The organism is Pseudomonas sp. H3_A02 (assembly GCF_054671965.1).
On the sequence record NZ_CP162807.1, the window covers coordinates 6,203,130 to 6,230,026 of the forward strand.

Annotated in this window: 25 protein-coding genes, 3 tRNA genes and 1 pseudogene; 14 read left to right on the top strand and 15 right to left on the bottom strand. The window is 59.1% G+C overall.

Features of this window, described 5'->3' with window-relative positions; all coding sequences use genetic code 11:
• Positions 1-11: 11 nt before the first annotated feature.
• From AB4N80_RS27225 to AB4N80_RS27235, 3 genes and pseudogenes are all read left to right on the top strand, one after another.
• Positions 12-641 (top strand): LysE family translocator, encoded by a 630-nt coding sequence (locus AB4N80_RS27225; RefSeq protein WP_460079811.1) that lies wholly within the window; start codon positions 12-14, stop codon positions 639-641.
• A gap of 277 nt (positions 642-918) precedes the next feature.
• Positions 919-1,095 (top strand): annotated as a pseudogene (locus AB4N80_RS27230) (type II toxin-antitoxin system HicA family toxin); the annotation flags it as partial.
• A 40-nt stretch (positions 1,096-1,135) separates the two neighbouring features.
• Positions 1,136-1,546 (top strand): type II toxin-antitoxin system HicB family antitoxin, encoded by a 411-nt coding sequence (locus AB4N80_RS27235; RefSeq protein ID WP_305470102.1) that lies wholly within the window; start codon positions 1,136-1,138, stop codon positions 1,544-1,546.
• A 124-nt stretch (positions 1,547-1,670) separates the two neighbouring features.
• On the opposite strand, the gene AB4N80_RS27240 is transcribed toward AB4N80_RS27235, so the two are convergent.
• The gene (locus AB4N80_RS27240) at positions 1,671-1,817 is read right to left on the bottom strand and encodes a hypothetical protein (RefSeq protein ID WP_163006726.1); all 147 of its coding nucleotides are present in this window, start codon (positions 1,815-1,817) and stop codon (positions 1,671-1,673) included.
• Positions 1,818-2,506: 689 nt separating this feature from the next.
• On the opposite strand from AB4N80_RS27240, the gene AB4N80_RS27245 reads away from it, so the two are divergent.
• The 7 genes from AB4N80_RS27245 (at position 2,507) to AB4N80_RS27275 (ending at position 8,021) form a co-directional block, all read left to right on the top strand.
• Positions 2,507-3,580 (top strand): D-isomer specific 2-hydroxyacid dehydrogenase family protein, encoded by a 1,074-nt coding sequence (locus tag AB4N80_RS27245; RefSeq protein ID WP_122566762.1) that lies wholly within the window; start codon positions 2,507-2,509, stop codon positions 3,578-3,580.
• Positions 3,581-3,722: 142 nt separating this feature from the next.
• Positions 3,723-3,800 (top strand) — tRNA-Lys (locus AB4N80_RS27250).
• 49 nt (positions 3,801-3,849) lie between these two features.
• Positions 3,850-3,927, top strand: a tRNA-Lys gene (locus tag AB4N80_RS27255).
• 50 nt (positions 3,928-3,977) lie between these two features.
• Positions 3,978-4,055, top strand: a tRNA-Lys gene (locus AB4N80_RS27260).
• Positions 4,056-4,160: 105 nt separating this feature from the next.
• Positions 4,161-5,543: an MATE family efflux transporter gene (locus tag AB4N80_RS27265; RefSeq protein WP_460079817.1), complete on the top strand. Its 1,383-nt coding sequence runs from the start codon at positions 4,161-4,163 to the stop codon at positions 5,541-5,543.
• Between the two features lie 90 nt (positions 5,544-5,633).
• Positions 5,634-7,463: a hypothetical protein gene (locus tag AB4N80_RS27270; protein WP_460079820.1), complete on the top strand. Its 1,830-nt coding sequence runs from the start codon at positions 5,634-5,636 to the stop codon at positions 7,461-7,463.
• Between the two features lie 153 nt (positions 7,464-7,616).
• Entirely contained in the window at positions 7,617-8,021 is a 405-nt protein-coding gene (locus AB4N80_RS27275) for a low affinity iron permease family protein (protein WP_122566764.1), read from the top strand.
• Positions 8,022-8,107: 86 nt separating this feature from the next.
• On the opposite strand, the gene AB4N80_RS27280 is transcribed toward AB4N80_RS27275, so the two are convergent.
• From AB4N80_RS27280 to fos, 3 genes are all read right to left on the bottom strand, one after another.
• Positions 8,108-8,611 (bottom strand): DUF4142 domain-containing protein, encoded by a 504-nt coding sequence (locus tag AB4N80_RS27280; protein WP_163006772.1) that lies wholly within the window; start codon positions 8,609-8,611, stop codon positions 8,108-8,110.
• Positions 8,612-8,861: 250 nt separating this feature from the next.
• Positions 8,862-10,211 carry a sensor domain-containing protein gene (locus AB4N80_RS27285; protein ID WP_460079825.1) on the bottom strand — a complete coding sequence of 450 codons (1,350 nt, stop codon included), beginning with the start codon at positions 10,209-10,211 and terminating at the stop codon, positions 8,862-8,864.
• Between the two features lie 166 nt (positions 10,212-10,377).
• Positions 10,378-10,794 carry a fosfomycin resistance glutathione transferase gene (fos, locus tag AB4N80_RS27290; protein ID WP_122566766.1) on the bottom strand — a complete coding sequence of 139 codons (417 nt, stop codon included), beginning with the start codon at positions 10,792-10,794 and terminating at the stop codon, positions 10,378-10,380.
• 257 nt (positions 10,795-11,051) lie between these two features.
• Here fos and AB4N80_RS27295 point away from each other — a divergent pair, with 257 nt between their 5' ends.
• A complete protein-coding gene (locus AB4N80_RS27295) occupies positions 11,052-12,287 on the top strand; it encodes an aminotransferase class I/II-fold pyridoxal phosphate-dependent enzyme (RefSeq protein WP_122566767.1) in 1,236 nt (411 codons plus the stop codon).
• 13 nt (positions 12,288-12,300) lie between these two features.
• Entirely contained in the window at positions 12,301-13,464 is a 1,164-nt protein-coding gene (locus AB4N80_RS27300; protein ID WP_122566768.1) for an MFS transporter, read from the top strand.
• Here AB4N80_RS27300 and yiaY read toward each other — a convergent pair.
• A complete protein-coding gene (yiaY, locus tag AB4N80_RS27305) occupies positions 13,461-14,609 on the bottom strand; it encodes an L-threonine dehydrogenase (protein WP_122566769.1) in 1,149 nt (382 codons plus the stop codon). The two genes, AB4N80_RS27300 and yiaY, sit on opposite strands and share 4 nt — an antisense overlap.
• Before the next feature lie 140 nt (positions 14,610-14,749).
• Here yiaY and AB4N80_RS27310 point away from each other — a divergent pair, with 140 nt between their 5' ends.
• Positions 14,750-15,769 (top strand): DUF4917 family protein, encoded by a 1,020-nt coding sequence (locus tag AB4N80_RS27310; RefSeq protein WP_122566770.1) that lies wholly within the window; start codon positions 14,750-14,752, stop codon positions 15,767-15,769.
• 161 nt (positions 15,770-15,930) lie between these two features.
• Here the strand turns inward: AB4N80_RS27310 and AB4N80_RS27315 are convergent, their stop codons facing one another.
• The 6 genes from AB4N80_RS27315 to AB4N80_RS27340 form a co-directional block, all read right to left on the bottom strand.
• Entirely contained in the window at positions 15,931-16,275 is a 345-nt protein-coding gene (locus tag AB4N80_RS27315) for a YegP family protein (RefSeq protein ID WP_122566772.1), read from the bottom strand.
• Positions 16,276-16,346: 71 nt separating this feature from the next.
• Positions 16,347-16,928, bottom strand: a complete 582-nt coding sequence (locus AB4N80_RS27320; protein ID WP_305470089.1) for a DJ-1/PfpI family protein — start codon at positions 16,926-16,928, stop codon at positions 16,347-16,349.
• Positions 16,929-17,185: 257 nt separating this feature from the next.
• Positions 17,186-18,403, bottom strand: a complete 1,218-nt coding sequence (locus tag AB4N80_RS27325; protein ID WP_122566774.1) for a class I SAM-dependent methyltransferase — start codon at positions 18,401-18,403, stop codon at positions 17,186-17,188.
• 213 nt (positions 18,404-18,616) lie between these two features.
• Entirely contained in the window at positions 18,617-19,234 is a 618-nt protein-coding gene (locus tag AB4N80_RS27330; protein ID WP_122566775.1) for a TPM domain-containing protein, read from the bottom strand.
• A 34-nt stretch (positions 19,235-19,268) separates the two neighbouring features.
• The gene (locus AB4N80_RS27335; RefSeq protein ID WP_122566776.1) at positions 19,269-20,018 is read right to left on the bottom strand and encodes a TPM domain-containing protein; all 750 of its coding nucleotides are present in this window, start codon (positions 20,016-20,018) and stop codon (positions 19,269-19,271) included.
• Positions 20,019-20,155: 137 nt separating this feature from the next.
• Positions 20,156-20,764 (bottom strand): LemA family protein, encoded by a 609-nt coding sequence (locus AB4N80_RS27340; protein ID WP_109755930.1) that lies wholly within the window; start codon positions 20,762-20,764, stop codon positions 20,156-20,158.
• A 246-nt stretch (positions 20,765-21,010) separates the two neighbouring features.
• Between AB4N80_RS27340 and bglX the strand changes: the two genes are divergently transcribed.
• Complete coding sequence (gene bglX, locus AB4N80_RS27345) at positions 21,011-23,302, top strand: beta-glucosidase BglX (protein WP_122566777.1); 2,292 nt, start codon at positions 21,011-21,013, stop codon at positions 23,300-23,302.
• A gap of 141 nt (positions 23,303-23,443) precedes the next feature.
• Here bglX and AB4N80_RS27350 read toward each other — a convergent pair whose 3' ends face one another.
• From AB4N80_RS27350 to AB4N80_RS27365, 4 genes are all read right to left on the bottom strand, one after another.
• The gene (locus AB4N80_RS27350; protein ID WP_460079837.1) at positions 23,444-24,601 is read right to left on the bottom strand and encodes a phospholipase D-like domain-containing protein; all 1,158 of its coding nucleotides are present in this window, start codon (positions 24,599-24,601) and stop codon (positions 23,444-23,446) included.
• 1 nt (position 24,602) lies between these two features.
• Entirely contained in the window at positions 24,603-25,193 is a 591-nt protein-coding gene (locus AB4N80_RS27355) for a YceI family protein (protein WP_122566779.1), read from the bottom strand.
• Between the two features lie 215 nt (positions 25,194-25,408).
• On the bottom strand, positions 25,409-25,720 hold the full coding sequence (locus AB4N80_RS27360; protein WP_122566780.1) for an amidase: 312 nt from the start codon (positions 25,718-25,720) through the stop codon (positions 25,409-25,411).
• Positions 25,717-26,811 carry a serine hydrolase domain-containing protein gene (locus AB4N80_RS27365; RefSeq protein ID WP_305491841.1) on the bottom strand — a complete coding sequence of 365 codons (1,095 nt, stop codon included), beginning with the start codon at positions 26,809-26,811 and terminating at the stop codon, positions 25,717-25,719. Before AB4N80_RS27365 ends, AB4N80_RS27360 begins: the two co-directional genes overlap by 4 nt.
• Positions 26,812-26,897: the final 86 nt, after the last annotated feature.

Here is a 26,897-nt window from a genome sequence, read left to right on the forward strand (position 1 = left end):
AGGGGTGTGGCATGGCAGAGCTCGGGTTGTTTTTGATGGCGTTGACGGTGGCGTATCTGTTGCCCGGGCCGGACATGATCCTGCTGCTGCAAACCGGTGCCCGTCAGGGCAGGGGCGCGGCGCTGGCGACGGCAATGGGCCTGGGAGTTGCTCGGGGATGCCATGTTGCGTTGGCGGCGCTGGGACTTTCAGCGTTGTTCAAGACAGCGCCATGGACCTTTGATGCAGTGCGTCTGGCCGGGGCTGCTTATTTGTTATGGATCGGTTTTCAATGCCTGCGGACCACCTTGTTGCCGAGTTTTGAAGGCGCCGCTGTCGAGGCAGGAAAGCGACATTGGTGCCAGGCGATTCGGCGCGGGTTGCTGACAAATCTGCTCAATCCCAAGGCCTTGCTGTTTTGCTCAGTGTTATTGCCGCAATTTATCGATCCACAAGCTGGACCGGTGCTGGGGCAATTCGCGATCCTGGGCATGGTGCTGGTCGGCGTCGGCCTGCTGTTCGACAGCACCTACGCATTGGCGGGTGTCGCACTTGGACGCTGGCTCCAGCGATCGCCTTCGGCCCAGCGTGTACAGCAGTGGTTGTTTGGGAGTCTTTTGATTGGTTTTGCGATACGGCTGACGTTTGTGCAGCAGTCATAGCGACCGCAATTTCGTAAGCGGCTCCTGATATTGAGCTATAAATCCAGGGCTGCTTCAGCCCAGCGGGAGCAAGCTCCCTCGCCACTCACGCATTTGCACCCTGTATCACATCCCGAAATAAACCCACCCCGTCCCTCCGCCGCCCTTGTGCGACACCGCTTCTAGACTTCGTTGCAATACCTGCCCGAGCCCACCCATGGCGTCCGTGGTGGTTATAGTGTTGATCATTTCTCTTCAGTAGGTATAGTACCCACCAAGCACGCCACACGGAGGTGTTGTGAATAGCCGATTTTTGATAAGCCAGATCATTGCAGACGGTTGGTATCTGGTGCGGGTTCGGGGCAGTCACCATCACTTCAAGCACCCTACCAAACCGGGATTGGTCACGGTTCCTCATCCGAAGAAGGACCTGCTCAAGAAAACGGCCATCAGTATTTTGCAACAGGCGCTGCTTCAGCCGGCCCGTTGCGCGACGTTCCCGGAGGACGATGAATATGCTTTACCCGATTGCGATTTCCATGGGCGATGACAACCACGCCTGGGGTGTTGAAGTGCCAGATATTCCAGGATGTTTTTCCGCTGGCGACGACCTGGACGAAGCCATGGCGATGGCGCGTGAGGCTATCGAGGGTCACTTCGAGATTCTGGCTGAAGACGGCTCGCCGATTCCGCCGGCCAACACCGTCACCTTGCACGTAGCCAATCCGCAATATGCCGGTTGCACCTGGGCACTGGTGGATATCGATGTGACCAAATACCTGGGCAAGGCGCAGAAACTCAACATCACGTTGCCCGGCTACCTGCTCAACCGTATCGATGAGTATGTGTTGCACCATCCTGAAGAGAAGAGCCGCTCCGGCTTCCTGGCGTCGGCAGCGCTGAAGGTGTTGCAGCAGGGGCGGTGAGCAAGCGCTGACGAAACACGAACCTGTGGGAGCGAGCTTGCTCGCGATAGCGGTGTGTCAGCCACCCGTATAGTGCTGAGCCGACGCCATCGCGAGCAAGCTCCCACAGGGTTCAGCTAGACGACTATTTGTTCGTCTTTCCAGACTCCTGCATCTGCACCGAAGACTTGGTGCCATCGGTGTTGTCCTTGGTCTCGTTATCCGAGTTGTCGAAACAGCCTTGCAGGGCGAACAGGCAGCAGGCGAGGCAAAGGGTGCGGGTGGTACTCATGGTGTACTCCAATACTGAGGACTTTCAGCAGTGACCTGCGAAAGATCCAATGGTTGCGAATGACCATCGTGCCGAGCGAGGAATGGCGCGGATGTTTGTGACTTGCTATTTCACCACCTCGTTGTTGCCGCCCCCTCGACAGACCAATTCAACTTGATCACCTACGGGTGGTTCAATGTGTCGCGTATGGCACCGCTCAAGCGCCACGTCCCGCCCATGACGGGTTTGCGGCTCGAAAGGATGCCACCCTCCCTTCCCCGCCACTGGCTCAGCCGTCGCCGAATAATCGTTCATGGAAATAATTTGTTCAGCGTTGAAAAACAACGCAACAAAGGACTCCGTCCTGTCCAAAACAAACCAACTATTATATGAACAGATTGACGCGTTCATTCGCAGACCTTACCACCAACGACATTTAAACAAATATTCATCGGCGAACAACTTATCAAGCATAAAGATTTACAAAGGAAATTTGACACAAGGAACAAACCATCATTTCATATGGCGACTTACTTTCAAGACACTGAAAAATTCTCGAACAAGATAATGACCCCAATTAATTTCTGGCACAGCACGCACCAGATTAAAGAAGACACCTCTCATGTTGACACCTTTGTTTTCAGTCACTTGATTGCACCTTATTCTTATATTTCAAATTCACCTTCACAACACTACCCAAGGATATTGCCGTGTCAGAGCGAATTAAAGTAGTTATTTCCGGGGCTGATCGCCTGGCTCAAAACCAAATCTGCAAATTTAATTCATCGCATTACGATGTGGATCTGATCCATGAATCGTTTCCCGATCAGGCACGGCTTATCTCCGCAATCACCGACGCACATATTTATATTCAAGCTGGTGAGGAAATACTGACCGAAGAGGTCCTGCGGCACGCTGCCCAATTGCAGCTCGTGGCATGCCTGGCTACCGGGGCCGAGCATTTGGTCGATATTGATGCAGCAGATCGCCTCGGTATCTCGGTTACCAATACGCCAGGCTTGAAAGTGATGTACGACGCCATGGGCGAGTTTCTCGTGGGGCTGGTTATCGCGCTAAGAAGGAAATTGATCTACTTCCATACCGAACAAAAAAAAGGTCGTCTGCATGAAATGGATACTCCGCTTCTCAAGGATGCGGTGATCGGCATCATCGGTATGGGCAGGGTCGGCTCCCGCATTGCTCGAATAATGCACGATGGGTTCAAGTCCAGGATCGTCTACACCGCTAACTCGCAGAAACCCGACATAGAACGCGATATCCAGGCCCAACGACTGTCGATGGCCTCATTATTGGAAAGTAGTGACGTGGTGATTCTGGCCTGTCCGTACAACGACTCCACATTGGGCCTCATTGGAGAGCAGGAAATTGCCCTGATGAAATCCTCCGCCATCCTGATCAATACATCAGAGGCCTCGTTAGTTGATGGCCGGGCACTCTACAAGGCCCTGCTCGAGCAGAAAATTGCAGGGGCCGCGTTTGACGACAAGAACTGGGATATGCCACCACTCATCAAGAATGGCGAGGCGATCAACATGCCGATCGCCATGCTTGAGCTGCCTGATGACCGTTTCATCTGCACCCCCTATGTAGGAGCGTCGACCGCTGCCGTGTGGGATGAGATGGCAAGCGTGGCAATCAGCTCGGTAGTGAACTATCTCAAGCATGGAACAGATGAACATCTTTACAACCGGAACCTGGATATGGCCATGCATGCGCAACGTGCCAGCGCTGACTTATTCCACTCTGCGGTACTGGAAGGCTAGTGGCAGGAACAACGCAATAACGCAACTACGTCCTCAACGGACTTAAGCTACTTAAACTGGTGGAGTGAGTTGGGATTTTACTCCTCTCCACCATTTTTACTCGGTCTCGGTTGCTTCGCATTCGAGAGGCAAGGCATGTAACGGGGGAGAACGCCCGGTGGCTTGGGCGCCAACTACTTAAGTTGGTAGTCGTGAGTTCGAGTCTCACTCTCCTCCACCATTTTTATTCGATCGCGATTGCCTCGCGTTCGACAGGCAAGGCATGTAACGGGGGAGAACGCCCGGTGGCTTGGGCGCCAACTACTTAAGTTGGTAGTCGTGAGTTCGAGTCTCACTCTCCTCCACCATTTTTTATTCGATCGCGATTGCTTCGCGTTCGACAGGCAAGGCATGTAACGGGGGAGAACGCCCGGTGGCTTGGGCGCCAACTACTTAAGTTGGTAGTCGTGAGTTCGAGTCTCACTCTCCTCCACCAATTATCGGCAGTTCGGTTTGTTCAGCTCAGCGAGGGACAACTTGAACAGTTTGTAAGCACATTCGATCTTCTTGTCTGTGCTGACTTGAATGAAGGATGCAGGATATGCAGTGGGTTTCAGAGGGTCGGCGCATCATCAAAATTGCGGTACCACTTTCAATCGTCTATCTGATTGAGAGCATGATGGCATTCGTTGACTCCGTATTCATGGGCAGATTTCGTGCAGATGAAATTGCTGGCTATGGTTTAGGCGCTCGTATTGTTTTCGACACCGCTAATGTCATTTGCGTGTGCGTCATTGGCATGGTTGCGGTTTTTTCAGCCAAGTACGACGCCATTCAGAACAAACGAGCCGTGGAAGTGCATGTGCAACATGGTTTCTACATGTGCTTTCTACTTGGCCTCCCAGTCGTTCTGGTGACGTTGAATCTTGGCAGCTTGCTGCTTGCCTTCAATGTCGACCCAGCGGTGTCTTTCCAGGCTGATCAATACGCACAAGGCGCGGTCTACTCAATCTTGCCGTTAGCGTTGTTCTGCGTCCTGCGGGACCACTCGGCGGCGGTTTCCGACTTTTCGTCCATTTTCTACATCACGCTGTTTGCCAGCGTATTTAAAGCGGTGATTTCCTACGTACTGATCCTAGGTGAGTTCGGTTTTCCGCGGCTGGGTGCATATGGTGCGGGGCTTTCAACCTCCTTGGTAAGCTGGGGAATGCTGGCTGCGGAGGTCGGGCTCTACTCACTGAGCAACCGCAAATCCGCCAAGGCATACGCCATCTTCACAGGCTGGACGGCACCTAAACTATCCCTGGTAAAAAAATACTTGGCGATGGGGTTGCCACTCTCTGCCACTAGCTTTGTCATTTCGCTGATGATCATCCTCCTTATGCTCTTTACAGAGAAGGTGGGCACATTGGAGTTGGCAGCGGCACAACTGGTGTTCTCCTATATCTTTCCAGTATACATGCTGGTTGAAGGGGTTCGTGAAGCCATTGCCATTCGTGTCGCTCAAGAGCATGCGCTGGATAACGTGCACAAAGTGCGAAAACTGACGGTGGTGGCATCCATGGTCGGCATGCTGGTCTTGTTGCCTTTTGCCCTTATCGTATTTTTCGATTCCACGTTGGTAGCTTCCATGTTCTTCGACGTCAAAGCCTCCTCGAACTCTGATCTTCTAACCCAGTTCAATCTGATTGTTTGCCTGGCGACACTGAGCATCGTCTTTGAGTGCGTCCAGATCATGCTGCTGGGCGCATTGAAGGGTTTGGAAGATACCAAGGTGCCCTTCCTTATCAATACCGCTACCGCCTGGTTGGTCGGCGTGGCCGGTGGATATCACTTGGCATTCAACATGGATCAAGGCGTAGTCGGTCTATGGGTGGCGCTGATCCTCAGTCATCTCCTTTCGTTGCTGATGCTGACGGTACGGCTGGCACTGGTCACAAAACCCAACAGTCCCTTACTGAGCGCAAGCCCTACACACGACTAGTCGCCATTTATCACGCCAGTCGAAGCAGGCCGAGAGGCTGATCATCAGAGCTTTTGCAACCATCACCGGTTGGTATGAGGGGAAATGCGTATGCGTGAAATACTGGCTACTTACATCGACGCTTATGAAGTTGCAATCAACTGCCTTGAGCAGTTACATGGCGTCGAGCTTGCGACGGCGGTAGGTGAATTACTGTCGCGAATTGCCGCCTGCGATGATGTACTGGTCAACAATGTACTTAAGCATCATGGCCATGTACTTGAACTCAGCGCTGAGGAATGGGCGTGGTTCTTGCCCGGCATTCTTGAATTGGAACGCAACAGCGCCTTTGTCGCGGCGTATCTGATAGAAAAAATCCCGCTGCTCAAGCGTCACTTGGATATGCAGGCGTTCGTGGAGTTCCTGTTGGCCATCAAGGATCAATCTGCACGCGGCGTGTCCTGTCTGATCGGCACATCCGACTCCGCCTTGTGTGATGATCTGGAGTCGATCCTTGAGGCGGTAGGCGTGGCTTATTATCAGGCCGCCATGGGCTGCGTGCTACGCCACAAGGATGTACTAGGCCCTTGCTGCGCCCCTTTGCTCATCCATATCAAGCACTATCATCGGCACCTGCCTGCCACGGAGCTGGATGCGCTGGTGGCATTGGTTTGCGCCGTACACGCTCGTTACGGCAGTTTTGGTGCCGTTGCGTTGCTGGAAAATGCCGATGTGGTATTTGAACACCATAGTATTCAGACGGTACACAAACGTCTTGACGCGCTGTCAGACGGAAGTGTTGACTACTTCCATTACCTGTTGGTCAATGGTTTGCCGGAGGTTGGGGCGGTTCGTACCATAACCGCTTCGCTCGAGCAATTGAATGCAGCGAGTCTGATCTCGCATATCGATGCACCTGGGGTATTCGATGGCGGGCTGATCTCCGCGATTCTTTCCAATATAAATCTCATGGACCCGAAAACAATCGAAAACATGCGGTATCAGTTGGCGATTGATAATTTCAATAAATGGTTCGAACAGCAACACGCCTTTGCCAATGCCCGTAGGCATATCACCGATGCTTATGCTGGCGCTTGGTTTTTACCGTTCAACTATTGGGGCGGTGAAATGGGTATCGCCCGTTTCAGAACGCTGATCGGACAGGCGATAGACGCGACCTACGACAAAGTCGCCCGGCAAACCTTGGTGTACCGGAACAAATCATTGTTCGACCGACATGCCGAGTACACCGAAACCCGTTTGCGGTCAATAATAGATGCGGCCTTCCCCAGAGACAGCATTGGATCGCCAGAACCTGAAAATATTACAAGTATCAGAACCTTCCTCGACGATAAGGATTGGGAGGGTTTAAGGGAACGTCAATCAAGGCAGAGGGGGTTCATTAGTACCTGGAACAGAAATCCATGGCAGGACTACAGTCGCTCCGACGAGTTTTATTCTTGTACCGGTATCGGTGACTACGCGGTCAACAATGCCCCAGGATATTTGGTTGAACCAAATTTATGTCGCCTGTATGTCTGGTATCAAGGGCGGCGCATTGGCCGTATTAATCTGATTGCCGTGGCAGATGTCAAAGGTGTGCCCGGGCTATTGCTTGACGGCGTCGAAGGCGGCGGTCGCCTGCTGCAATCTGAAGAACGGCTGTTGGACATCTTGGACAGCGTTGGTGAATTCGCCAAGCGTTGTGGATTGAGCGCCTATTACATTAACTGCAAGGCGACCTACAACAATGTCCCAAAGCAGTTCATAGCCCAGGCGATTTTCCATATGGGGCTACCGGTGAAGCCTCGTTATCTGCGGCGCTTTTATCAAGGGATGGAAATCTATCAGGCGATGCCGCACGGACTCATACCGTTCTTCGAGTCTTTCGGGAACAACCTGTCCGGTGTAGTTAGCTGCCTCAAAATAAAATTGGATTGAAGAGGGTGTTCAGGGGACCTGCGGCAGAAGCACTGGTTGCGACTGTCATCGCGCCGGACGATGAACGTGGGGGACCGGCTGAAATGTAAGTAGAATTTTCACCGCCTCGTTGCTGTCACACCAGACAGGTGCATCCAACAAGGAAACACGGCAATGACGTTCGCAAAAATCGCTCAAAAACTGGCCCTCTGGGCGGGGAGCCCCAAGACATTCCTGGGGGCCATCGTGTTGTTGGCGCTGTGGGCCGCCAGCGGACCTTTCTTTGGTTTCAACGACACCTGGCAATTGATCATCAATACTTCGACCACCATCATCACCTTCCTCATGGTGTTCCTGATCCAGAACACGCAGAACCGCGATACGGACATCTTGCATTTGAAAGTGGACGAATTGCTGCGGGCGACCAAGGAAGCACAGAATGCGATGCTCGGCCTCGAGTCGCTGGACCTCAAGCAACTGGAAGCGCTGAGAAAGCATTACCAGGCCATGGGCCAGGGCGAAGCCAAGAACCTTGAAGGTTTGGAAAAAGACAGCAAAGTGGACCTGAACCAGTGCTGAGGCAGATGCGCTGGAAGGCCCCCATCTAGCGGGCAAACATCAGCCGGGACGCGAACGTCCCGGCCCAGGATGCAACAACATGTGGATCAGCGGCTGGCCTGCAGTGCCCTGGCCATTTCGAGATGGGTCTGCAACTTGGGCAGGGTTTCGTCGGCGAAAGCCTTGATCTCCGGCACTTCGGTGGTCTGAGCCTGCTGCTGGATCTGCGCGATGGCCTCCTCGGTGGCCTTGACCTGGCTGGCGGCATACGCGGCTTCGAACGACTCGCCTTCCTTGACCTGCGGCATCAGGGTCTTGGCCTTGTCAGCCACCTCCTCCCGGGGGGCGACAGGCAAGTCGAGCTTCTTGGCGATCTTCGCCAGATGTTGATTAGCGGTGGTGCGGTCGTTGATCACCATGATGGTGTAGTCCTTGACCTCCCTGGATTCGGCTTTTCCGTGGGCCATGCGACTGGCCTCGATATCGGCCATGCCTTTGGCTGAAGCATCGTTGATGAATTCGGCAGGCGATTGGGCCCAGGCACTGTTGGCACCCAGACCCATCAACACGATGACACTGGTGGTGCGAAAGAAGCTGGCCATACGGCTCATAGTCGCGCCCTCCTCTGATAAAAGTTCTGACGGGTTCCCGCCTCTGAATCAGAACCACCCGATTTCGCTTTCCGCTGAGTAGCTGTCGACAGCCGCGAGAGTGGTTCTCCTACTTCTGCGACCCACTTCAAACCTCTTCGTTCGATCATGGACGATGTTTCCGGCGAGCGGAGCCCGCCTGACATCTGAAAAGGACAACGCTTGAAAGGTTGAAAAAGACTTTGGCGCCGCGACGAACGGCGACGCGCTATCAGATGCCGAATGCCCTGTGATTGTGACGCTTGGCCGCGTACATCGCCTCGTCGGCGTGGCGAAACAGCGCGACATCTTCAGTGCCATGGTCGGGGAAGCAGGCCACGCCGATGCTCGGTTCGATGCTCAGACAGTGCCCGTCCAGACGCAGCGGCTGGGCCAGTGCATGGCGGATTTTTTCCTGCACGCGATGGGCATCCTCCAAGGCCTGGATGCTGTGCAGCAAGACTACGAACTCGTCTCCGCCAATGCGCGCCACGGTGTCGGTGTCGCGAATACAGCCCTTGATACGATTGGCCACCGCCTGTAACAGCATGTCGCCCACGCCGTGGCCATAGGTGTCGTTGACCTGTTTGAAACGGTCCAGGTCGATATACAGCAAGGCCATGCGCCCGGACGCAGCGCGGGCAGTCGCCAGTGCGCACTTGAACCGTTCACGGAGCAATTCGCGGTTGGGCACCTGGGTCAACTGATCGTACTGAGCCATGTGCTGCAAGCGGGCGTGCAACTGCTTGCGCTCGATGGCGATGGTGATCTGTACGCAGACGTACTGCAGCAGTTCCTTGTCCTGTTCGGTGTAGCGCTCGTTGTCCGGCGCACTCTTGACGATCAACGCGCCAATCGTGCCGCTCTGTGAGTTCAGCGGCACGCCCAGCCAACACGGCGCGTCCGGCTGCGCCACCAGGTCGTCGAACCCCGCTGGCAACTGGCTGCAACCGGGCGTCAGGAGGATCGGCTGGCCACTGCGAATCACCTCGGCGCACAAACGCCCTGTGACCGTGCCCGGCAATTCGGGCTGCCCTTCCCGATCATCGACGTGATAGGGGAAGTTCAACTGCGAACATTGTTCGTCATACAGCGCCACCGAAAAATTCAGCGCCGGCAGCCACTCGCCAATAATCAGGTGGATGCGCTTGAACAGCGCCAGCAAGTCGGCCGCGGCATGGGCCGCCTCGGAAATCGCATACAACGCCGCCTGGCGGGACTCGGCCTGCTTGCGTTCGGTGATGTCCCGGGCCACGGCAATGCGCAGTTGGTCCACCGGCGACCAGCGTGCCGACCACAGGATGTGCACCACCCGCCCGTCCTTGCGCAGGTAGCGGTTCTCGAAATTGAGTTTGGGCTCGCCCTCCATGATCTCCCGCGCCGCCTCGAGGGTTCGCTGGCGGTCGGCAGGGTGTACCAGATCGATCATTGGCTGACCGATCAATTCTTGCGGGGTGTAACCAAAAATGCGCTCGCAGGCGGCACTGACAAACACGAAACGCCCTTGACCGTCGACGGCACATACGGCGTCCAGCAGAAGGTCGATGTAGCTGGCCAGCGGCGCGGAACTTGAAGTGTCCATGGGGCTGGTGGTCATCCGGGTAATGCAGCGGTGAGCGAAGCGGGTGATCGTCAGTTCGTGACGCCGATACAACGAGCGAGACCGACGCGCCCCCGATATCGATGAGGATAGCGCAGGCGATCAGAGTGCAGAGGATCAAACGCCTACTCGATTCGACGCCGCCCCATCACCGCGCGGTAAAAAACCTCATGCCAGCATACGGTGCCTGCCGACAGGCCTTCAACCGCGACGCCAGGTCACCCACATGGACCTCCAGCTTGTGCCCGTCCGGGTCGAGAAAGTAGAACGAATCACCCTCGCTGCGGTTGTCTCGCCACGATGACACCTGGGCCGCTTTCAGCCGCGCCACCAGCAGCGGGAAATGCTCGGCGCTGGTACTGAATGCGTAATGGGTATAGTCCGCGCTCGGCTCAGGCCTGCGCAACGGGTCGAAAGACAGGCACAACCACAGCTCCGGCAGCGACAAATACGCCCCGCTGTTCCATTTGGCCTCAAGACGCAACTGCAAGAGTTCGCCATAGAAAGCCACGCTGCGATCCAGGTCGGTGACCGCAAGGGTCAGATGATTGAGGCCAGAGAGCATCAGCAAGCAACCTTCAGAAAAGAGTGATAACCCAGCGGGCTTGGGGCAAAACCTGGGTGCTCCCAAGCTCCGACAGCGCCGATGGATTCCCCGGCCAGGGTCCTAGGCAAAGTCCTACGTGGAAATCTCCAGTGACACTCAAACACGCCGGAAACAGCCGATTCAAAGCCCTGCGCAACAATCTGTAAAGTCTGGAAACACACCGCTATCGAAACACCCCACGGACAACACCATCAACCAAGGAATGTAATCGCGCCATGGACCAGACTGCTCAACCACCTCATTACTTCACCAACTACCGCAAGCTCATTTCCCTTGCTGACCTGGATTGGCAGGGCACCGAAGCCGGAAAAATCTCAGGGCTGAATGTCGAGGTCAAGACACCCAATGTACTGGTCGATCAATACGGTCGGACGTTTCATCACTTCTGCACCACGTCCTACCTGGGCTTGGACTATCACCCCGCGTTGCTGGACGGCGCCATGACCGCCCTATGGGAAGCCGGGACCTTGCGGGTCGCCAACTCAAGGAATCGCTGCAAGCTGGCGATCCTGGAGCAGTACGAAAGCCAATTGTCGGAGCTGTTTGGCGCCAGTTGCCTCAGTGCCCTGTCGTGCAGTGCGGCGAGCGCCGGGATCCTGCCGCTGCTGTCCAGCGGCGCATTCACTCAAAATCGCGCGCCCGTCATGGTGTTCGACAAACATGCCCATTATTCGATGAACCACAGCAAGGCCGCCTGCGCCGACGAAACCCAGGTTATCACCTGCCCGCACAACGACATGGACTTCATCGAAGACGTGTGCAAACGCCAGCGCGAGGTGGCGTATGTGGCCGACGGCGCCTACAGCATGGGCGGGATGGCTGACCTGGACAGCCTGATGTACCTCAAGCAGCGCTATGGCCTGTTTCTTTACCTGGACGATTCCCACGCCCTGTCTGCCGTCGGGGAATCTGGCGCTGGTCTGGTCCGTTCGCGCATCCCGGCGGTGGACGAGCGCACCCTGATCGTGGCCTCGTTGGCCAAGTCATTCGGCGCCAGTGGCGGGCTGGTCATGTTTGGCTGTGAGCGGCACAAGGCTCTGGTGCAGCGCTACGGTGGGCCGAGCAATTGGTCCCAGAGCCTGAACGCAGCGGCCATTGGCGCCGGCATGGCGTCGATCCGCCTGCACCGCAGCCGGGAATTCAGTGCGTTGCAGGCGCGTTTACAGGCTAATATCCGCCTCTTCGACAGCCTCGTGCGGACCGGACAGCGCGGCACCCCCATGGCGATCCGCATGGTGCCTTGCGGTGAAGCGACCCTGGCCAACAGCCTGGCGGTCGAACTGGCCGAACTGGGGTATTTCACCTCGGCGGTGTTTTTTCCCGTGGTGCCGCAAGGCAAGGCCGCCATTCGCATTACCCTGCGCGCCGACATGGAGCCGGACGTGATTCGCTCGTTTTGCGAACAGATCACCGAACTGCTGCTGACCCACGGGCGTGACCTTCGCCCTTGAGACAGGACGCTCGATGAAGAACCGTACCACCCTGATCGTCACCTGCACCACCGTCTTCCTGGCACAACTGGGCATGAGCATCTACTTGCCGGCCCTGCCCGCTATCGCCCGGGATCTTGGTGCCGATGCGTCGCGGGTTTCCTGGGGCCTGTCGGTGTACCTGATCGGCATGGCGCTGCCCATGTTGCTGTGGGGCAGCCTGAGCCAGCGCTTGGGGCGCAAGCCGGTCTTGCTGGCGGCCTTGGGGTTGTACGGCCTGGGCAACCTGGCCCTGCCGCTGAGCACAACCGTGGAGGCATTCCTGACGTTCAGGTTGATCCAGGGCATCGGTGCCAGCGGTATCTCAGTGATGGCGCGGGTCTTGATTCGCGACAGTTTCAGCGGCGACCTGTTGGCCAAGGCCCTGTCCTGGATATCGATCGCCTTTGTGATTGCCCTCGGTATCGGCCAATACCTGGGCTCGCTGATCCAGGCCGCTTTCGGCTGGGAGGCGATTTTCCAGGGCTTGGGGGCCGTCAGTCTGGCCATGGCAGCGGCTGTGTCCCAGGCCAGGTTCCCGATACTGGTGCACGCCAGCAATGGGCAATCGGCGTGGGGGATCTACGGGCAGATATTCCGGCAACGGGCGTTCCTGTTGCCGGCCTTGGCCGGTGGGCTGGGTTACGGCGTGATCGTCGCCTTCAATACCGCAGCGCCGCTGATCCTGCAGGAGAGCTTCCACTGGTCGGCCATCGAATACGGCCTGCTGGGCTGGCCGATCAGTGCGGCGTACCTGCTCGGGGCGCTAGCGGTGAACGCGTTTGTACTGCGCACCGGCCAACGGCGGATGATGGGCTGGGGCATCGCACTGGTGCTGGGCGGCAGCATGACCATGCTGGCAGGCAGCCTCACCCTGAGCAGCATCGCGTTGCTCTTCTGGCTGCCGTATTGCTTCGCGGTGTTTGGCCAGTCGTTGATCTATCCCATCAGCCTGTCCCTGGCCAATGAAGGCGCACCGGTGGCCGGCGCTTATGCCATGGCGTTGAGCGGGTTCCTGCATCAACTGATGGCCTCGGTGATCGGCGCCATGGCCAGCCTGTTGTTGAGCCAACAAGCTTGGCCACTGGCGGCGTTGTGCGCACTGCTGGGGGCGGCGGCGATGCTCTGTGTGCGGTTCGTGCCGCCCCGGGTCGCTTAGAACGCGCTGCGGAAAATCTCTTCGATCTGCCGCTGGTCCGCCGCCCGTGGGTTGGTCAGGCCGCACGCATCTTTCAAGGCGTTGGTGGCCAGCACCGGTATGTCGTTGAGGCGCACACCCAGGTCACGCAAACCGGCCGGAATGTCCACGTCAAGGGCCAGGCTGCGGATCGCCGCAATAGCGTCCCGGGCCCCCTCTTCTGGGCCGGCCCTGTGCGTATCGACGCCCATGGCATGGGCCACGTCGGTCAGGCGAGCAGCGCATACCGAGGCGTTGAAGCTCTGCACATGAGGCAACAGCACCGCGTTGCACACGCCATGAGGCAAGTCGTAAAAACCACCCAGTTGATGCGCCATGGCGTGCACGAACCCCAACGACGCATTGTTGAACGCCATCCCCGCGAGAAACTGCGCATAAGCCATGTTTTCCCGCGCCGCCAGATCGTTGCCGTCGCGCACGGCCAGGCGCAGGTTGTTGCTGATCAGGGTGATGGCCTTCAGCGCGCAGGCATCGGTAATCGGCGTGGCGGCGGTGGAGACATAAGCCTCGATCGCGTGGGTCAGCGCATCCATGCCGGTGGCGGCCGTCAGGCCCTTGGGCATCGCCACCATCAGCGCCGGGTCGTTCACCGACATCAATGGGGTCACGTTGCGATCGACAATCGCCATTTTCACGTGGCGTGTCTCGTCGGTGATGATGCAAAAGCGGGTCATTTCGCTGGCGGTGCCTGCCGTGGTGTTGATAGCGATCAGCGGCAATTGCGGCTTGCTCGAACGGTCGACGCCTTCATAGTCGCGAATCTGCCCGCCGTTGGTGGCGCACAGGGCAATGCCCTTGGCGCAATCATGGGGCGAACCGCCCCCCAGCGACACGACGAAATCACACTGGCTCTCCTTCAGCAGCCCCAGCCCGAGCTCGACATTGGCGATGCTTGGGTTGGGCTTGGCGCCGTCGAAAATCACCGAATCGATATCCTGCAGCGCCAGCAGTTCAGCCACCTTGCTGGCGACGCCGGCCTTGGCCAGCCCCGCGTCGGTGACGATCAGGGCCTTGCGAAAGCCGTAGTTGCGAATGGCAGTCATCGCTTCATCGAGGCAGCCCAGCCCCATGATGTTCACGGCGGGAATGAAAAAAGTGCTGCTCATGGGGTCACGCTCCTGGTTGAGGCCGGATCGGCAGGGCCTACAGAATGACCGACTAGTCATGACGCATCTTGATCTGGCTCAAGACTGGGTCGTGATAAAGTCGCGACCTGCCTTTGCCACGTTTTGAGATGATCCTTGCGATGACCGATTTCCAGGAATACGACACCCGGCTCGAAGTCTGGGAGGCCGTGCGCGCCGATACCGCCTTCAGCGGCCTGCTGGTGGGCAATGGGGCCAGCCGCGCGGTGTGGGACGATTTCGGCTATGACTCGCTGTTCGAAAATGCCCGCACCGTCGAGGAGAAGCCCTTGAGCCCGTCGGAACTGAGCGTGTTCGACGCGATGCAGACCCGCAGTTTCGAACAGGTACTCGGGGCGCTGAAAACCACCAGCCGGGTCAACAAGGCCCTGGCCGTCAGCTCCGCCGCCCCGCGCAACCGCTATTACGCGATCAAGGAAGCACTGATCAACACCGTGCACGCGGTACACATCCCGTGGCGGCTGGTGCAACCGTCGACCCTGGCGACGCTCAACCAGGAGCTGAGCCGCTACCGCACGGTGTTCACCACCAACTACGACCTGCTCAACTACTGGGCGATCCAGCATAGCGCCGAGACCATCAGCGACCTGTTCTTCGGCGATGACCACAGTTTCGACCTGAGCCAGGCGGCCACAGACAAACCGCGCCTGCTGTACTTGCACGGCGGTCTGCACCTGGTGCGCAACCAGGACGGGACAGCGCGCAAGCTCACGTCCACCGAAGGCACCTTGCTGGGCAGTTTCGCCATCAACAACACGATCAAGACCCTCGACGACGTGCCACTGTTCGTCAATGAAGGCCCCAGCGCCGACAAGCTCAAGACCATCCGCAGCAGCGATTACCTGTCGTTCTGCTACGACCAGTTGCTGCAGCATGGCGACAACCTGTGCCTGTTCGGCCATGCCTTGGGCGAGCAGGACCGGCACATTGTCCATGCCCTGCGCCTGGCCGCCCCGAAAACCGTGGCGATCTCGATCTATCCCCGTAGCCAGGCCTTCATCCAGCATCAGAAGCGGCATTACGCCAAGGTGTTCCAGGGGTTGGAGGTGCAATTGCGCTTCTTCGATGCCAAGAGCCATCCATTGGGCGATCCGAAGCTGTCGGTGCCGGTGGAGGTTTAAAGGCAGGCTAAACCTGAGTGGCGAGGGGGTTCACTTGTGGGAGCAAAGCTTGCTCGCGATGAACGATAACTCGGCTAGCCTGCACAATCGCAGCGCCTGCATCGCGGGCAAGCCTTGCTCCCACAGGTAACCTCGCCACAGATCCTCTTATTGCCGTCCTGTCAGAGCGCAACCACGGTCTTGTCCTTGATGACCGTCGTCGGTCCATTGGCCTTGACGCTGGCGATGCCTTTGTCCCGCGCAGCGTCCGATGAATACGCCTCACTGCTGCCAATCACTTCGTGGTTGCCGGCCTTGAGGTTGAAGTACGGATGGCCGTCCTTGGTGTTCTTGAGTTCATAGCGCTCGGCCAACGGACTGTTTTTCTGCACCGCAGCAATGCCACCGTCGACGCCGCTGCGGGTGGTGTACAGCTCGCTGGTCAAGATGGTCTCGGCGTTGGCCGCCTTGAGTACAAACCGAAACTGGCCACTGCTGCTTTTGCTGATTTCGTACCATCCAGACATGATTGTTCTCCAGGCAATGAGGGCATGCCCCGAGAGTAAAGACCCGCTGCGCTTGTCCTGCCAGTGCGTTACTACAAAGTGATAGCGGTGCCCAACAGGGTCAGGAACCCCGCCAACCAGTTCGGGTGCGCAGGCCAGGCCGGTGCGGTCGCGAGATTGCCCTGGACATGGCCTTGGGTCACGGGAATGTCCATATAGGTCCCACCCGCCAGCCGTACTTCCGGGGCACACGCTGGATAGGCGCTGCATTCGCGCCCTTCGAGGATGCCCGCCGCCGCCAGCAATTGCGCACCGTGGCACACCGCGGCAATCGGTTTGCCCGCCAGATCGAAATCGCGCACCAGTTGCAAGACCGCTTCGTCCAGGCGCAGGTATTCCGGCGCACGCCCACCTGGCACCAGCAGCGCGTCGTAGTCGGCGGCCTGGACACTGGCAAAATCATGATTGAGGGCGAACAAGTGCCCCGGTTTTTCACTGTAGGTCTGGTCGCCTTCGAAATCGTGGATCGCCGTGCGCACCGTCTGCCCGGCCTTTTTGCCCGGACACACGGCGTGCACGGTGTGGCCGATCATCTGCAAGGCCTGGAATGGCACCATGACTTCATAATCTTCGACGTAATCGCCGACCAGCATCAGGATTTTCTTGGCGGCCATGGGAAGGGCTCCTTTGGGAATGCGTGAGGGGTGAACGCATTAAAGGTAGACCGGTAAGTCGGTGGATGAGGGATAAGCAGTGATTACCTGACGGGCTGCATCGATACGCTGTTCTCACAGGCCAGACTCAACCTTGTTGGAGCACAGCTTGCTCGCGATGCAGGCACCATGACTCGACAGTAGAACCGAGTCATCCTTCGTCGCGAGCAAGCTTTGCTCCCACAGTCCCCTACTCCAGGAGTTGGCGTAAACAGGAGTCAGGCGAGATAACCATCCGCCCGCAGCAGCGTTTCGAGGCAGTGCTCGGTGATGTGGTAGAAGGCCTTGAGTTCGTCGATTTTTGCCAGCAGCTCGGTGGGGTCCGCAGGTTCTGCGCGTTTGACGGCCAGGATCATCTTGTTCTTGTTGGTGTGGTCCAGGGAGATGAACTCGAAGACCTTGGTCTCGTAGCCGCAGGCTTCCAGGAACAGCGCCCGCAAACTGTCGGTGACCATTTCCGCCTGCTGGCCCAGGTGCAGGCCGTATTGCAGCATCGGCTTGAGCAACGCCGGGCTCTGGATCTGCAGGCGGATCTGCTTGTGGCAGCACGGCGAGCACATGATGATCGAGGCGCCCGAGCGAATGCCCATGTGGATCGCGTAGTCGGTGGCGATGTCGCAGGCGTGCAAGGCGATCATCACGTCCACCGCGCTCGGCGCCACGCTGCGCACGTCACCGTGCTGGAAGCTCAGGCCCGGGTGTTCCAGCCGCGCGGCCGCTTCGTTGCAGAGCTTGACCATGTCCTCGCGCAGCTCGACACCGGTCACCACGCCTTCGGCCTGCAAGGTGTTGCGCAAGTAATCATGGATGGCAAAGGTCAGGTAGCCCTTGCCCGAACCGAAATCCGAGACCCGCACCGGTTTGTCCAGGGCCAGTGGCGAAGACGTCAGCGCATGGCTGAAGACCTCGATGAACTTGTTGATCTGCTTCCACTTGCGCGACATCGCCGGAATCAGCTCGTGCTTGTGGTTGGTCACGCCCAGGTCCGCCAAGAATGGCCGGCTCAGGTCGAGGAAGCGGTTTTTCTCGCGGTTGTGCTCGGCAGACGGCACTTCCCGCAGTTGCTGGGGTTTGCTCTTGAACAGCGAGCTTTTGCCCTTCTTGCTGTACTCCAACTGCGCCTCGTCGGTGACCGCCAGCAAATGCGCGTTCTTGAACGATGCCGGCAACAGCGCGGCGATGGTCGCCACGCCTTCGGCCAGCGGGAAATTCTTGGTGATGTCGCGGGTCTTGTAGCGGTAGACGAAGGACAGGCATGGCTGCTCCTTGACCGTCAGTTGCTTGATGATCAGCCGCTGGAGGTCCGCCTCATCCCCGACATATTTGGCCAGCACCAGTTTGATGAAAGCATTTTGCTCGAGGCTGGTTTGCAGCAGCTCGATGAACTGGGCGTGGTGATCCGGCGCAGGACGGGCGGGGGTGGCGGTGACAGACATGAAAAAAGCGGCCTCGGGGCGGGCGGATCGGGAATGACGGGTATTTTAGGGGGGATGGGCAGCGAGGGCACGGAAAAGTTCGTGTAGTGAGCAGTAGCCTCTGTGGGAGCAAGGCTTGCCCGCGATGGATACGCCGCGATAGTGCAGGCTCACCGCGTTATCGTTCATCGCGAGCAAGCTTTGCTCCCACAGGCTTGTGCTGGCGGGAAATTTTCAGCCCAGCACCACCAACCGATTCGGCAGTTCATTGCGCTCGTGGGTCACCGGTACGTGCACCTTGAGCAATTCGCCACAGGCTTCGATGCAGGTCACGAACCCCTGCAAGGTCTGCCCCTGGCGAACCTGCTGGGTGAACGTTGCGACGATGGCGTCCCAGCATTTGTTATCCAGGTGCTTGGAGATGCCTTCATCGACCAGGATTTCCACATAACGCTCGGCCTCGCAGACAAAAATCAGCACGCCCGTGCTGCCCACGGTGTGGTGCAGGTTCTGTTCGAGGAATTGCCGGCGCGCCAGGTTGGAGGCCCGCCAGTGACGCACGGAACGAGGGATCAGGTGCGTGGTGACCCTGGGGATGCGGAACACCAGGCACAACACGATGAAACTGACCCACTGCACCAGCAACAGGCTGTGCAGGGCCAACCAGCCGGTGAGGTAATGGACCACGCCAGGCACCACCAGGGCCAGCAGGCTCGCCCATAGCAGTGGGATGTAAGCGTAGTCGTCGGCGCGGGCGGCCAGCACCGTGACCAGTTCGGCGTCGGTATGCCGCTCGACCCGGGCGATGGCCTCGGCGACCTTGCGTTGTTCGTGTTCAGTCAGTAATGCCATGGTTAAAAGTGCCTGCCCATTCTCATTATTATTGTCACCAGCCGCCCGACGAACCGCCGCCCCCGAAACTGCCACCGCCACCGCTGAAGCCGCCGCCTCCACCGCCGAAGCCTCCCCCACCGGAGCCGCCCGAACGACTGGAGCCGCCGCCTCCAGTCGGCAGGATACCGAGCATCTGGCAGACCAATATCGTCAAAATAAACAGTATCACCAGGAAGATGAACAGCCCGGGATGGCGCTCGACGAAATCGCCCTGCTCCTGCTGCCCATCCGCACTGTACGCCGGCGCCGGCTCGTCCAGCGGGCTGCCGCCCAGCACCACCAGCATCGCCGCGACGCCGTCGCTGATGCCTTTGTTGAAGTTGCCGGTCTTGAAGGCCGGGGTGATCACCTGGTTGATGATCACCGAACTCTGGGCGTCGGTCAGGCGATCCTCCAGGCCATAGCCCACTTCGATGCGCAGTTTACGGTCATCCCGGGCGACGATCAGCAGCGCGCCGTTGTTTTTATCCTTCTGCCCAATGCCCCAGTGGCGCCCCAGTTGATAGCCGAAGTCTTCGATGCTACTGCCTTGCAGGTCCGCCAGCGTGACCACCACCACCTGTTCGCCGGTGGCCTGTTCGTGGGCCTTGAGCTGCGTCTCCAGTTGCGTGCGCACCGAAGGGTCGAGCATCTGGGCAGTGTCCACCACTCGTCCGGTCAGTGCCGGAAATTTCAGCTCGGCCTGGGCCGTGATAGCAAAGACCCAGAGCAACAGCACCAGGCCAAATTTCAACACTCGCATCGTAACTCCTGTGTGGGAGCGAGCGGGTGTGGGAGCTGAGCTTGCTCGCGATGAAGGCACCTCGGTCTTTCTAATGTCGGCGTTATCGTTCATCGCGAGCAAGCTTTGCTCCCACAGGCTCACTCCCACAGTTTTTTTCAAAACTTCACTTCAGGGGCTTTTTCGGCATTGGGGCTGGTGGCCTCGAAGGTTTCGCGGATTGGCAGGTCGCTGTACATCACGCTGTGCCACAGACGCCCCGGGAACGTGCGGATCTCGGTGTTGTACTTCTGCACCGCCAGGATGAAGTCGCGGCGGGCCACGGCGATGCGGTTCTCGGTGCCTTCGAGCTGCGATTGCAGCGCCAGGAAGTTCTGGTTGGCCTTGAGGTCCGGATAACGCTCGACCACCACCATCAGCCGGCTCAACGCGCCGCTCAACTGGTCCTGGGCCTGCTGGAACTGCTTGAGTTTTTCCGGGTTGTCCAAGGTGCTGGCGTCGACCTGGATCGACGTGGCCTTGGCCCGCGCCTCAACCACTGCGGTGAGGGTGTCCTGTTCGTGCTGGGCGTAGCCCTTGACGGTTTCCACCAGGTTGGGGATCAGGTCGGCACGGCGCTGGTATTGGTTCTGCACCTGGCCCCAGGCGGCCTTGGCCTGTTCGTCCAGGGTCGGGATGTTATTGATGCCGCAACCGGCCAGCAGCGTGGTGAGCAGCATCAAGGCCAGCATCGGCAGGCTGCGAAGGTGGTTCAGTCGTGGATTCATGGGATGAAGCGCTCCCTGGCATGACATTGGAAAAACCCGGCCACCTATCTCACTGGCGTCTGGGGCATAATCTGCCGCCGCACTGGATTGAAACGGGTCGATGGGCTAAAAGATGCGCAGTGCGAAACTAAGTTCAGCCCAATGGGTTCGAAAGTGTGCTGCATTTAGCTGAACAACAATAGCCGCTCCTCACATTTTGGCTGACCGGCGTGATCACCGCCTTTTAGGCTTGCGAGAAAACTATTCATGAAGAAGCTGTGTTTGCTGGGCCTGTTTGTCACCCTGGCCAGTCAATCCGTATTAGCCGACAACCTGCCCGCCCCCATAGAGAACAAGGACGCGTTCATCAGCAACCTGATGAAGCAAATGACCCTCGAGGAAAAGATCGGCCAATTGCGCCTGATCAGCATCGGCCCGGAAATGCCCCGGGAGATGATTCGCAAGGAAATCGCCGCCGGCAACATCGGTGGCACGTTCAACTCCATCACCCGCGATGAGAACCGTCCGATGCAGGACGCGGCCATGCGCAGCCGGTTGAAGATCCCGATGTTCTTCGCCTATGACGTGATCCACGGCCACCGCACGATTTTCCCGATCCCCCTGGCCCTGGCCTCGAGCTGGGACATGGACGCCATCTACCACTCCGGTCGCATCGCGGCCAAGGAAGCGGCCGCCGACAGCCTGGACATCACCTTCGCGCCCATGGTCGACATTTCCCGCGATCCACGTTGGGGCCGAACGTCCGAAGGTTTCGGTGAGGACACCTACCTGGTGTCGCGCATTGCCGGGGTGATGGTCAAGGCCTTCCAGGGCAACGGCGCCAACGCGGCCGACAGCATCATGGCCAGCGTCAAGCACTTCGCCCTGTACGGCGCAGTGGAAGGCGGCCGGGACTACAACACCGTGGACATGAGTCCGCTGAAAATGTACCAGGACTACCTACCCCCCTACCGCGCCGCCATCGACGCCGGTGCCGGCGGGGTGATGGTCGCGCTGAACTCCATCAATGGCGTGCCGGCCACGGCCAACACCTGGCTGATGAACGACCTGCTGCGCAAGGAATGGGGCTTCAAGGGCCTGGCGGTCAGTGACCACGGCGCCATCTTCGAACTGATCAAGCACGGCGTCGCCAAGGACGGTCGCGAAGCGGCGAAGTTGGCGATCAAGGCCGGTATCGACATGAGCATGAACGACTCGCTCTATGGCAAGGAACTGCCAGGGCTGCTCAAGGCCGGCGAGATCGAGCAGAGCGACATCGACAATGCCGTGCGCGAAGTGCTCGCGGCCAAATACGACATGGGCTTGTTCAAGGATCCCTACCTGCGCATCGGCAAGGTCGAGGACGACCCGGCCGACACCTACGCCGAAAGCCGCCTGCACCGCGCCGACGCCCGTGACGTGGCGCGCCGCAGCCTGGTCCTGCTGGAAAACCGCAACCAGACCCTGCCCCTGAAGAAGACCGCGAAAATCGCCCTGGTCGGCCCGCTGGCCAAGGCACCGATCGACATGATGGGCAGTTGGGCCGCGGCTGGGCGCCCTGCGCAATCGGTCACTCTGTTCGACGGCATGACCCGCGCCCTGGGCGCCGACTCGAAGCTGATCTACGCCCGTGGCGCCAACATCACCGGCGACAAGAAGGTGCTCGACTACCTGAACTTCCTCAACTTCGACGCCCCGGAAGTGGTGGATGACCCGCGCCCAGCTCAGGTGCTGATCGACGAAGCGGTAAAAGCCGCCAAGGACGCCGATGTGGTGGTGGCCGCCGTGGGTGAGTCCCGTGGCATGTCCCATGAATCGTCGAGCCGTACCGAACTGAACATCCCGGCCAGCCAACGCGAGCTGATCAAGGCCCTGAAGGCCACCGGCAAGCCGCTGGTGCTGGTGCTGATGAATGGCCGTCCGTTGTCGTTGCTGGAAGAAAAGCAACAGGCCGACGCGATCCTGGAAACCTGGTTCAGCGGCACCGAGGGCGGCAACGCCATCGCTGATGTGCTGTTCGGCGACTACAACCCGTCGGGCAAGCTGCCGATCACCTTCCCACGTTCGGTGGGGCAGATTCCGACCTACTACAACCACCTGAGCATCGGCCGGCCGTTCACGCCGGGCAAGCCGGGTAACTACACCTCGCAATACTTCGATGACACCACCGGTCCGCTCTACCCGTTCGGCTACGGCCTGAGCTACACCGAGTTCAGCCTGTCGGACATGGCCCTGTCGTCGACCACGCTGAACAAGACCGGCAAGCTCGATGCCAGCGTGACCCTGGAAAACACCGGTAAGCGTGACGGCGAAACCGTGGTCCAGCTGTACATCCAGGACGTGACTGGCTCGATCATTCGTCCGGTGAAAGAGCTGAAGAACTTCCGCAAGGTGATGCTCAAGGCCGGCGAGAAGAAAGTCATTCACTTCACCATCACCGAAGACGACCTGAAGTTCTTCAATGCCCAGCTCAAGTACGGGGCTGAACCGGGCAAGTTCAACGTGCAGATCGGCCTGGATTCCCAGGACGTGAAGCAGCAGAGTTTTGAGTTGCTCTGACCCTCAGGCAACGCAAACTCCCTGTGGGAGCGGGCTTGCTCGCGAAGGCGGTGGATCAGTCAGCAATTGAGTCGACTGACACACCGCCTTCGCGAGCAAGCCCGCTCCCACACTGGGGCCCAGTGTTTTAAAGAATTGCGCTTACCCCCGCCGATCCAACAGATTCACCACCACCCGATCCACCAACCCCCACACCCGCTGCTTGAACCGCTTCCACAGCGGCCGGCGCTGCCAGGCGTCGAGGCTGACTTGCAGGCTCTGGGCGAAATCCCGCTCGAAACTGGCCGCCACGGCGCTGCTGAGCGTGGAATCCAAGGCTTCAAGGTTGGCTTCCAAGTTGAAGCGCAGGTTCCAGTGATCGAAATTGCACGACCCGATGCTGACCCAATCATCCACCAGCACCATTTTCAGGTGCAGGAAACACGGCTGGTACTCGAATATCTGCACGCCGGCCCTGAGCAATCGCGGGTAGTAACGGTGCCCGGCGTAGCGCACGGACGGGTGATCGGTACGCGGGCCGGTCAGCAGCAGGCGCACGTCGACGCCTCGGGCGGCGGCCTTGCGCAAGGAGCGGCGCACGTTCCAGGTTGGCAGGAAATACGGCGTCGCCATCCAGATGCGTTTCTGACCGCTGTTCAATGCCCGCGATAGCGACTGCAGGATGTCGCGATGCTGGCGGGCGTCGGCATACGCCACCCGGCCCATGCCCTCGCCCACCGGCGGAACGCGAGGCAGGCGCGGCAAGCCGAAATTGGAGGCGGGCTTCCAGGCTCGCCGATGACGGTTGGCAAGCCACTGGCGGTCGAACAGCAACTGCCAGTCGAGCACCAACGGACCGACGATTTCCACCATCACTTCGTGCCACTCGCTGCGGTCGTCGAGGGGGTTCCAGAATTCATCGGTCACCCCGGTGCCGCCCACCACAGCCAGGCGTTGGTCTACCAACAGCAGCTTGCGGTGATCCCGGTAGAGGTTGCGCACCCAGCGACGCCAGCTCAGGCGATTGTAGAAACGCAACTCCACCCCGGCCTCGGTCAGGCGCTTGCGCAGGGCCAGGGTAAACGCCAGGCTGCCGTAGTCATCGAACAGGCAGCGCACGCGAACGCCGCGCTCGCAGGCCTGGACCAGTGCCTGGACCATCGCCTCGGCGCAGGCCCCCGCTTCCACCAGATACAGCTCCAGCTCGACCTGTTCCTGGGCTCGGGCGATTTCCACCAGCATGCGCGGGAAGAACTGTGGGCCGTCGATCAACAGCTCGAAGCGATTGCCTTCACGCCAGGGAAAGACCGGGCCGCTCATGTCAACGCGCCGTGAAGATCAGCACCGCATTCACCGGCACCGACAGGCTGATGGCCGACAACCCGGCCAGGTTGCGCAGCTTTTCCAGACCCGGCGCCAGATCGAAGTCCGCCGCGTTGAGCACCACCGGTTCCAGGGTCACCACTTGGAAGCGACGTTCATCCAGGCGCGTCGCCAGCAGTTCGACCGGGTACTCGTGCTGCTTGCCGTGCAGGTTCACCGTCAGCGGCAGGCGCAACTCCAACTGGGCGCCGTTGGCCAGGTCCTGGATCGGCGCCAGGTCGATCTTGGCGGTGACGGTGGCTTCGGCAAATTGCTTGATCTCGAACAGCTCGGCGCGCATGCGCTCGTCCCGCAGGGGGATGCCGCTGTTGATGGATTCCAGTTCCACTTCCAGGCGCGCCAAACCGTCGGGCTGGACTTGGCCGTGCAGCACCAGGAAACGCTGGACCTCGGAGACGTTGCCATTTTTGCTGCTGATAAACGACAGCCGCGACGACTCACCGTCCAGGTACCAGTCGGCCTGGGCCGGCAGCGCTGCGCAGGCCAGCAGCAAACTGGCGATCGCGTGAGGGAAAAACCGCTTGAACATACACACTCGGGGGGCAGATAAACCTGTGGCGAACCTTAACCGGGCCGAGGGCGCTTGCAAACTGTCTGTTTCAATAACTGCCAGGAACACACAGAACCTGTGGTAAAGGGATTCGTTTGTGGGAGCAAGGCTTGCCCGCGATGGCGATTCCTAAAACGCCATCGCGGGCAAGCCTTGCTCCCACAATAGGATCGGCGTCAGACCTTGTACCCAGCTCAGGGTTCCAACCGACACCCCTGCCGCTCGCCCAGCCATTGCGCACTGTTGCTGCGCCCCAACCCACTGACGGTGACGCGCTTGGCCTCAAGGGTTTCGAGTAAATCGCTGATGGGCACTGACTGCTTCACATACCCCCGGCAATACTCGGCCGGTTGCTCCATCACATAGCGGCACGAGCAGTATTCCTTGGCGGTGTAGGCGCTGATAATGTCGGGAAAGGCCCGCAGCGCCACCCGCTCCAGCCAGACCCAACCGAACAAGGCGATAAGCAGCACCGACAGCAAGGTAAGCAATATTTTGCGCTTCATGGCTGCACCTTCCCGGCGAACGCCGCCATGGCGCGCTTGAGCAGTTCGTTATGGCGATAGCTCCCGTCGCGGTCGTCGCCGTAGCGCACGATCACCAGTTTGGCGCTGGGAATGACGTACAGCGCCTGGCCCCAATGACCAAGGGCGGCGAAGGTATCCGGCGGCGCATCGGGCCAGGGGCGGAGCGTTGGATCGGCGGCGCGGTTGAGCCACCAGTGCCCGCCCGGCACGGCTTCGTCCTGGCCGGCCAGGAAGTGCACGAACGGTTCGCGGCTGAACGCGACCCAATCCTTGGGGATCAGTTGCCGTTCGCCCCAACGACCGTCCCGCTGCATCAACAACCCGACACGCGCCAAGTCCCGCGCGGTGAGGTAGGCATAGGACGATCCCACGAACGTGCCACTGGCATCGGTTTCCCAAGTGGCGTGGCGGATGCCCAGGGGTTCGAACAGGGCCGTCCAGGGATAATCGGGATAACGTGCCGCGCCGACGATGTTTTTCAGGGCCGCCGCCAACAGGTTGCTGTCACCGCTGGAATAGCGGAACGCCTGCCCCGGTGGGCTGAAGCTGTCATGCTGCGCGGTGAACGCCGCCATGTCATGACGCCCGCGGGTGTAGAGCATCGCCACCACCGATGACTTGAGCGGCGCGTATTCGTAGTCTTCCTGCCAGTCCAGGCCCGAAGCCCAGTGGAAAAGATCAGCCAGGGTCATGTCCGAATGCTGGCTCAGTGGCGGATAGTATTTGGCTACCGGATCGTCCAGGACAAAGCGCTGTTCACCGTAGGCCACGCCAAACACCGTCGCCAGCAGGCTTTTGCTGATGGACCAGGTCAGGTGCGGTGTCTGGGCGGTGGTCGGCCCGGCGTAGCGTTCGTAGACCAGCCGACCATCCTGGATCACCAGCAACGCGTCGGTGCGGATGCCCTCGCGGCTCGCATCGTCCCGGGGTGGGAAGGCGTATTGTTCCAAGGCTTCAATGGACTGCCCGGTGGGGGTCGGGCCACTTGGCCATTGCTCGCCGGGCCAGTCTTCGGCCTGAACGCTCAGGTTGAGCAACAGCAGCGGGATCAGGAACCAGCCTTTGGACATGCTTGGGGCTCGCAGGGATGAACCTTCGAAGCCTATTCAGACTTGATGACAATTTGAGTTTTGTGTGCCCCCTGTGGGAGCGAGCT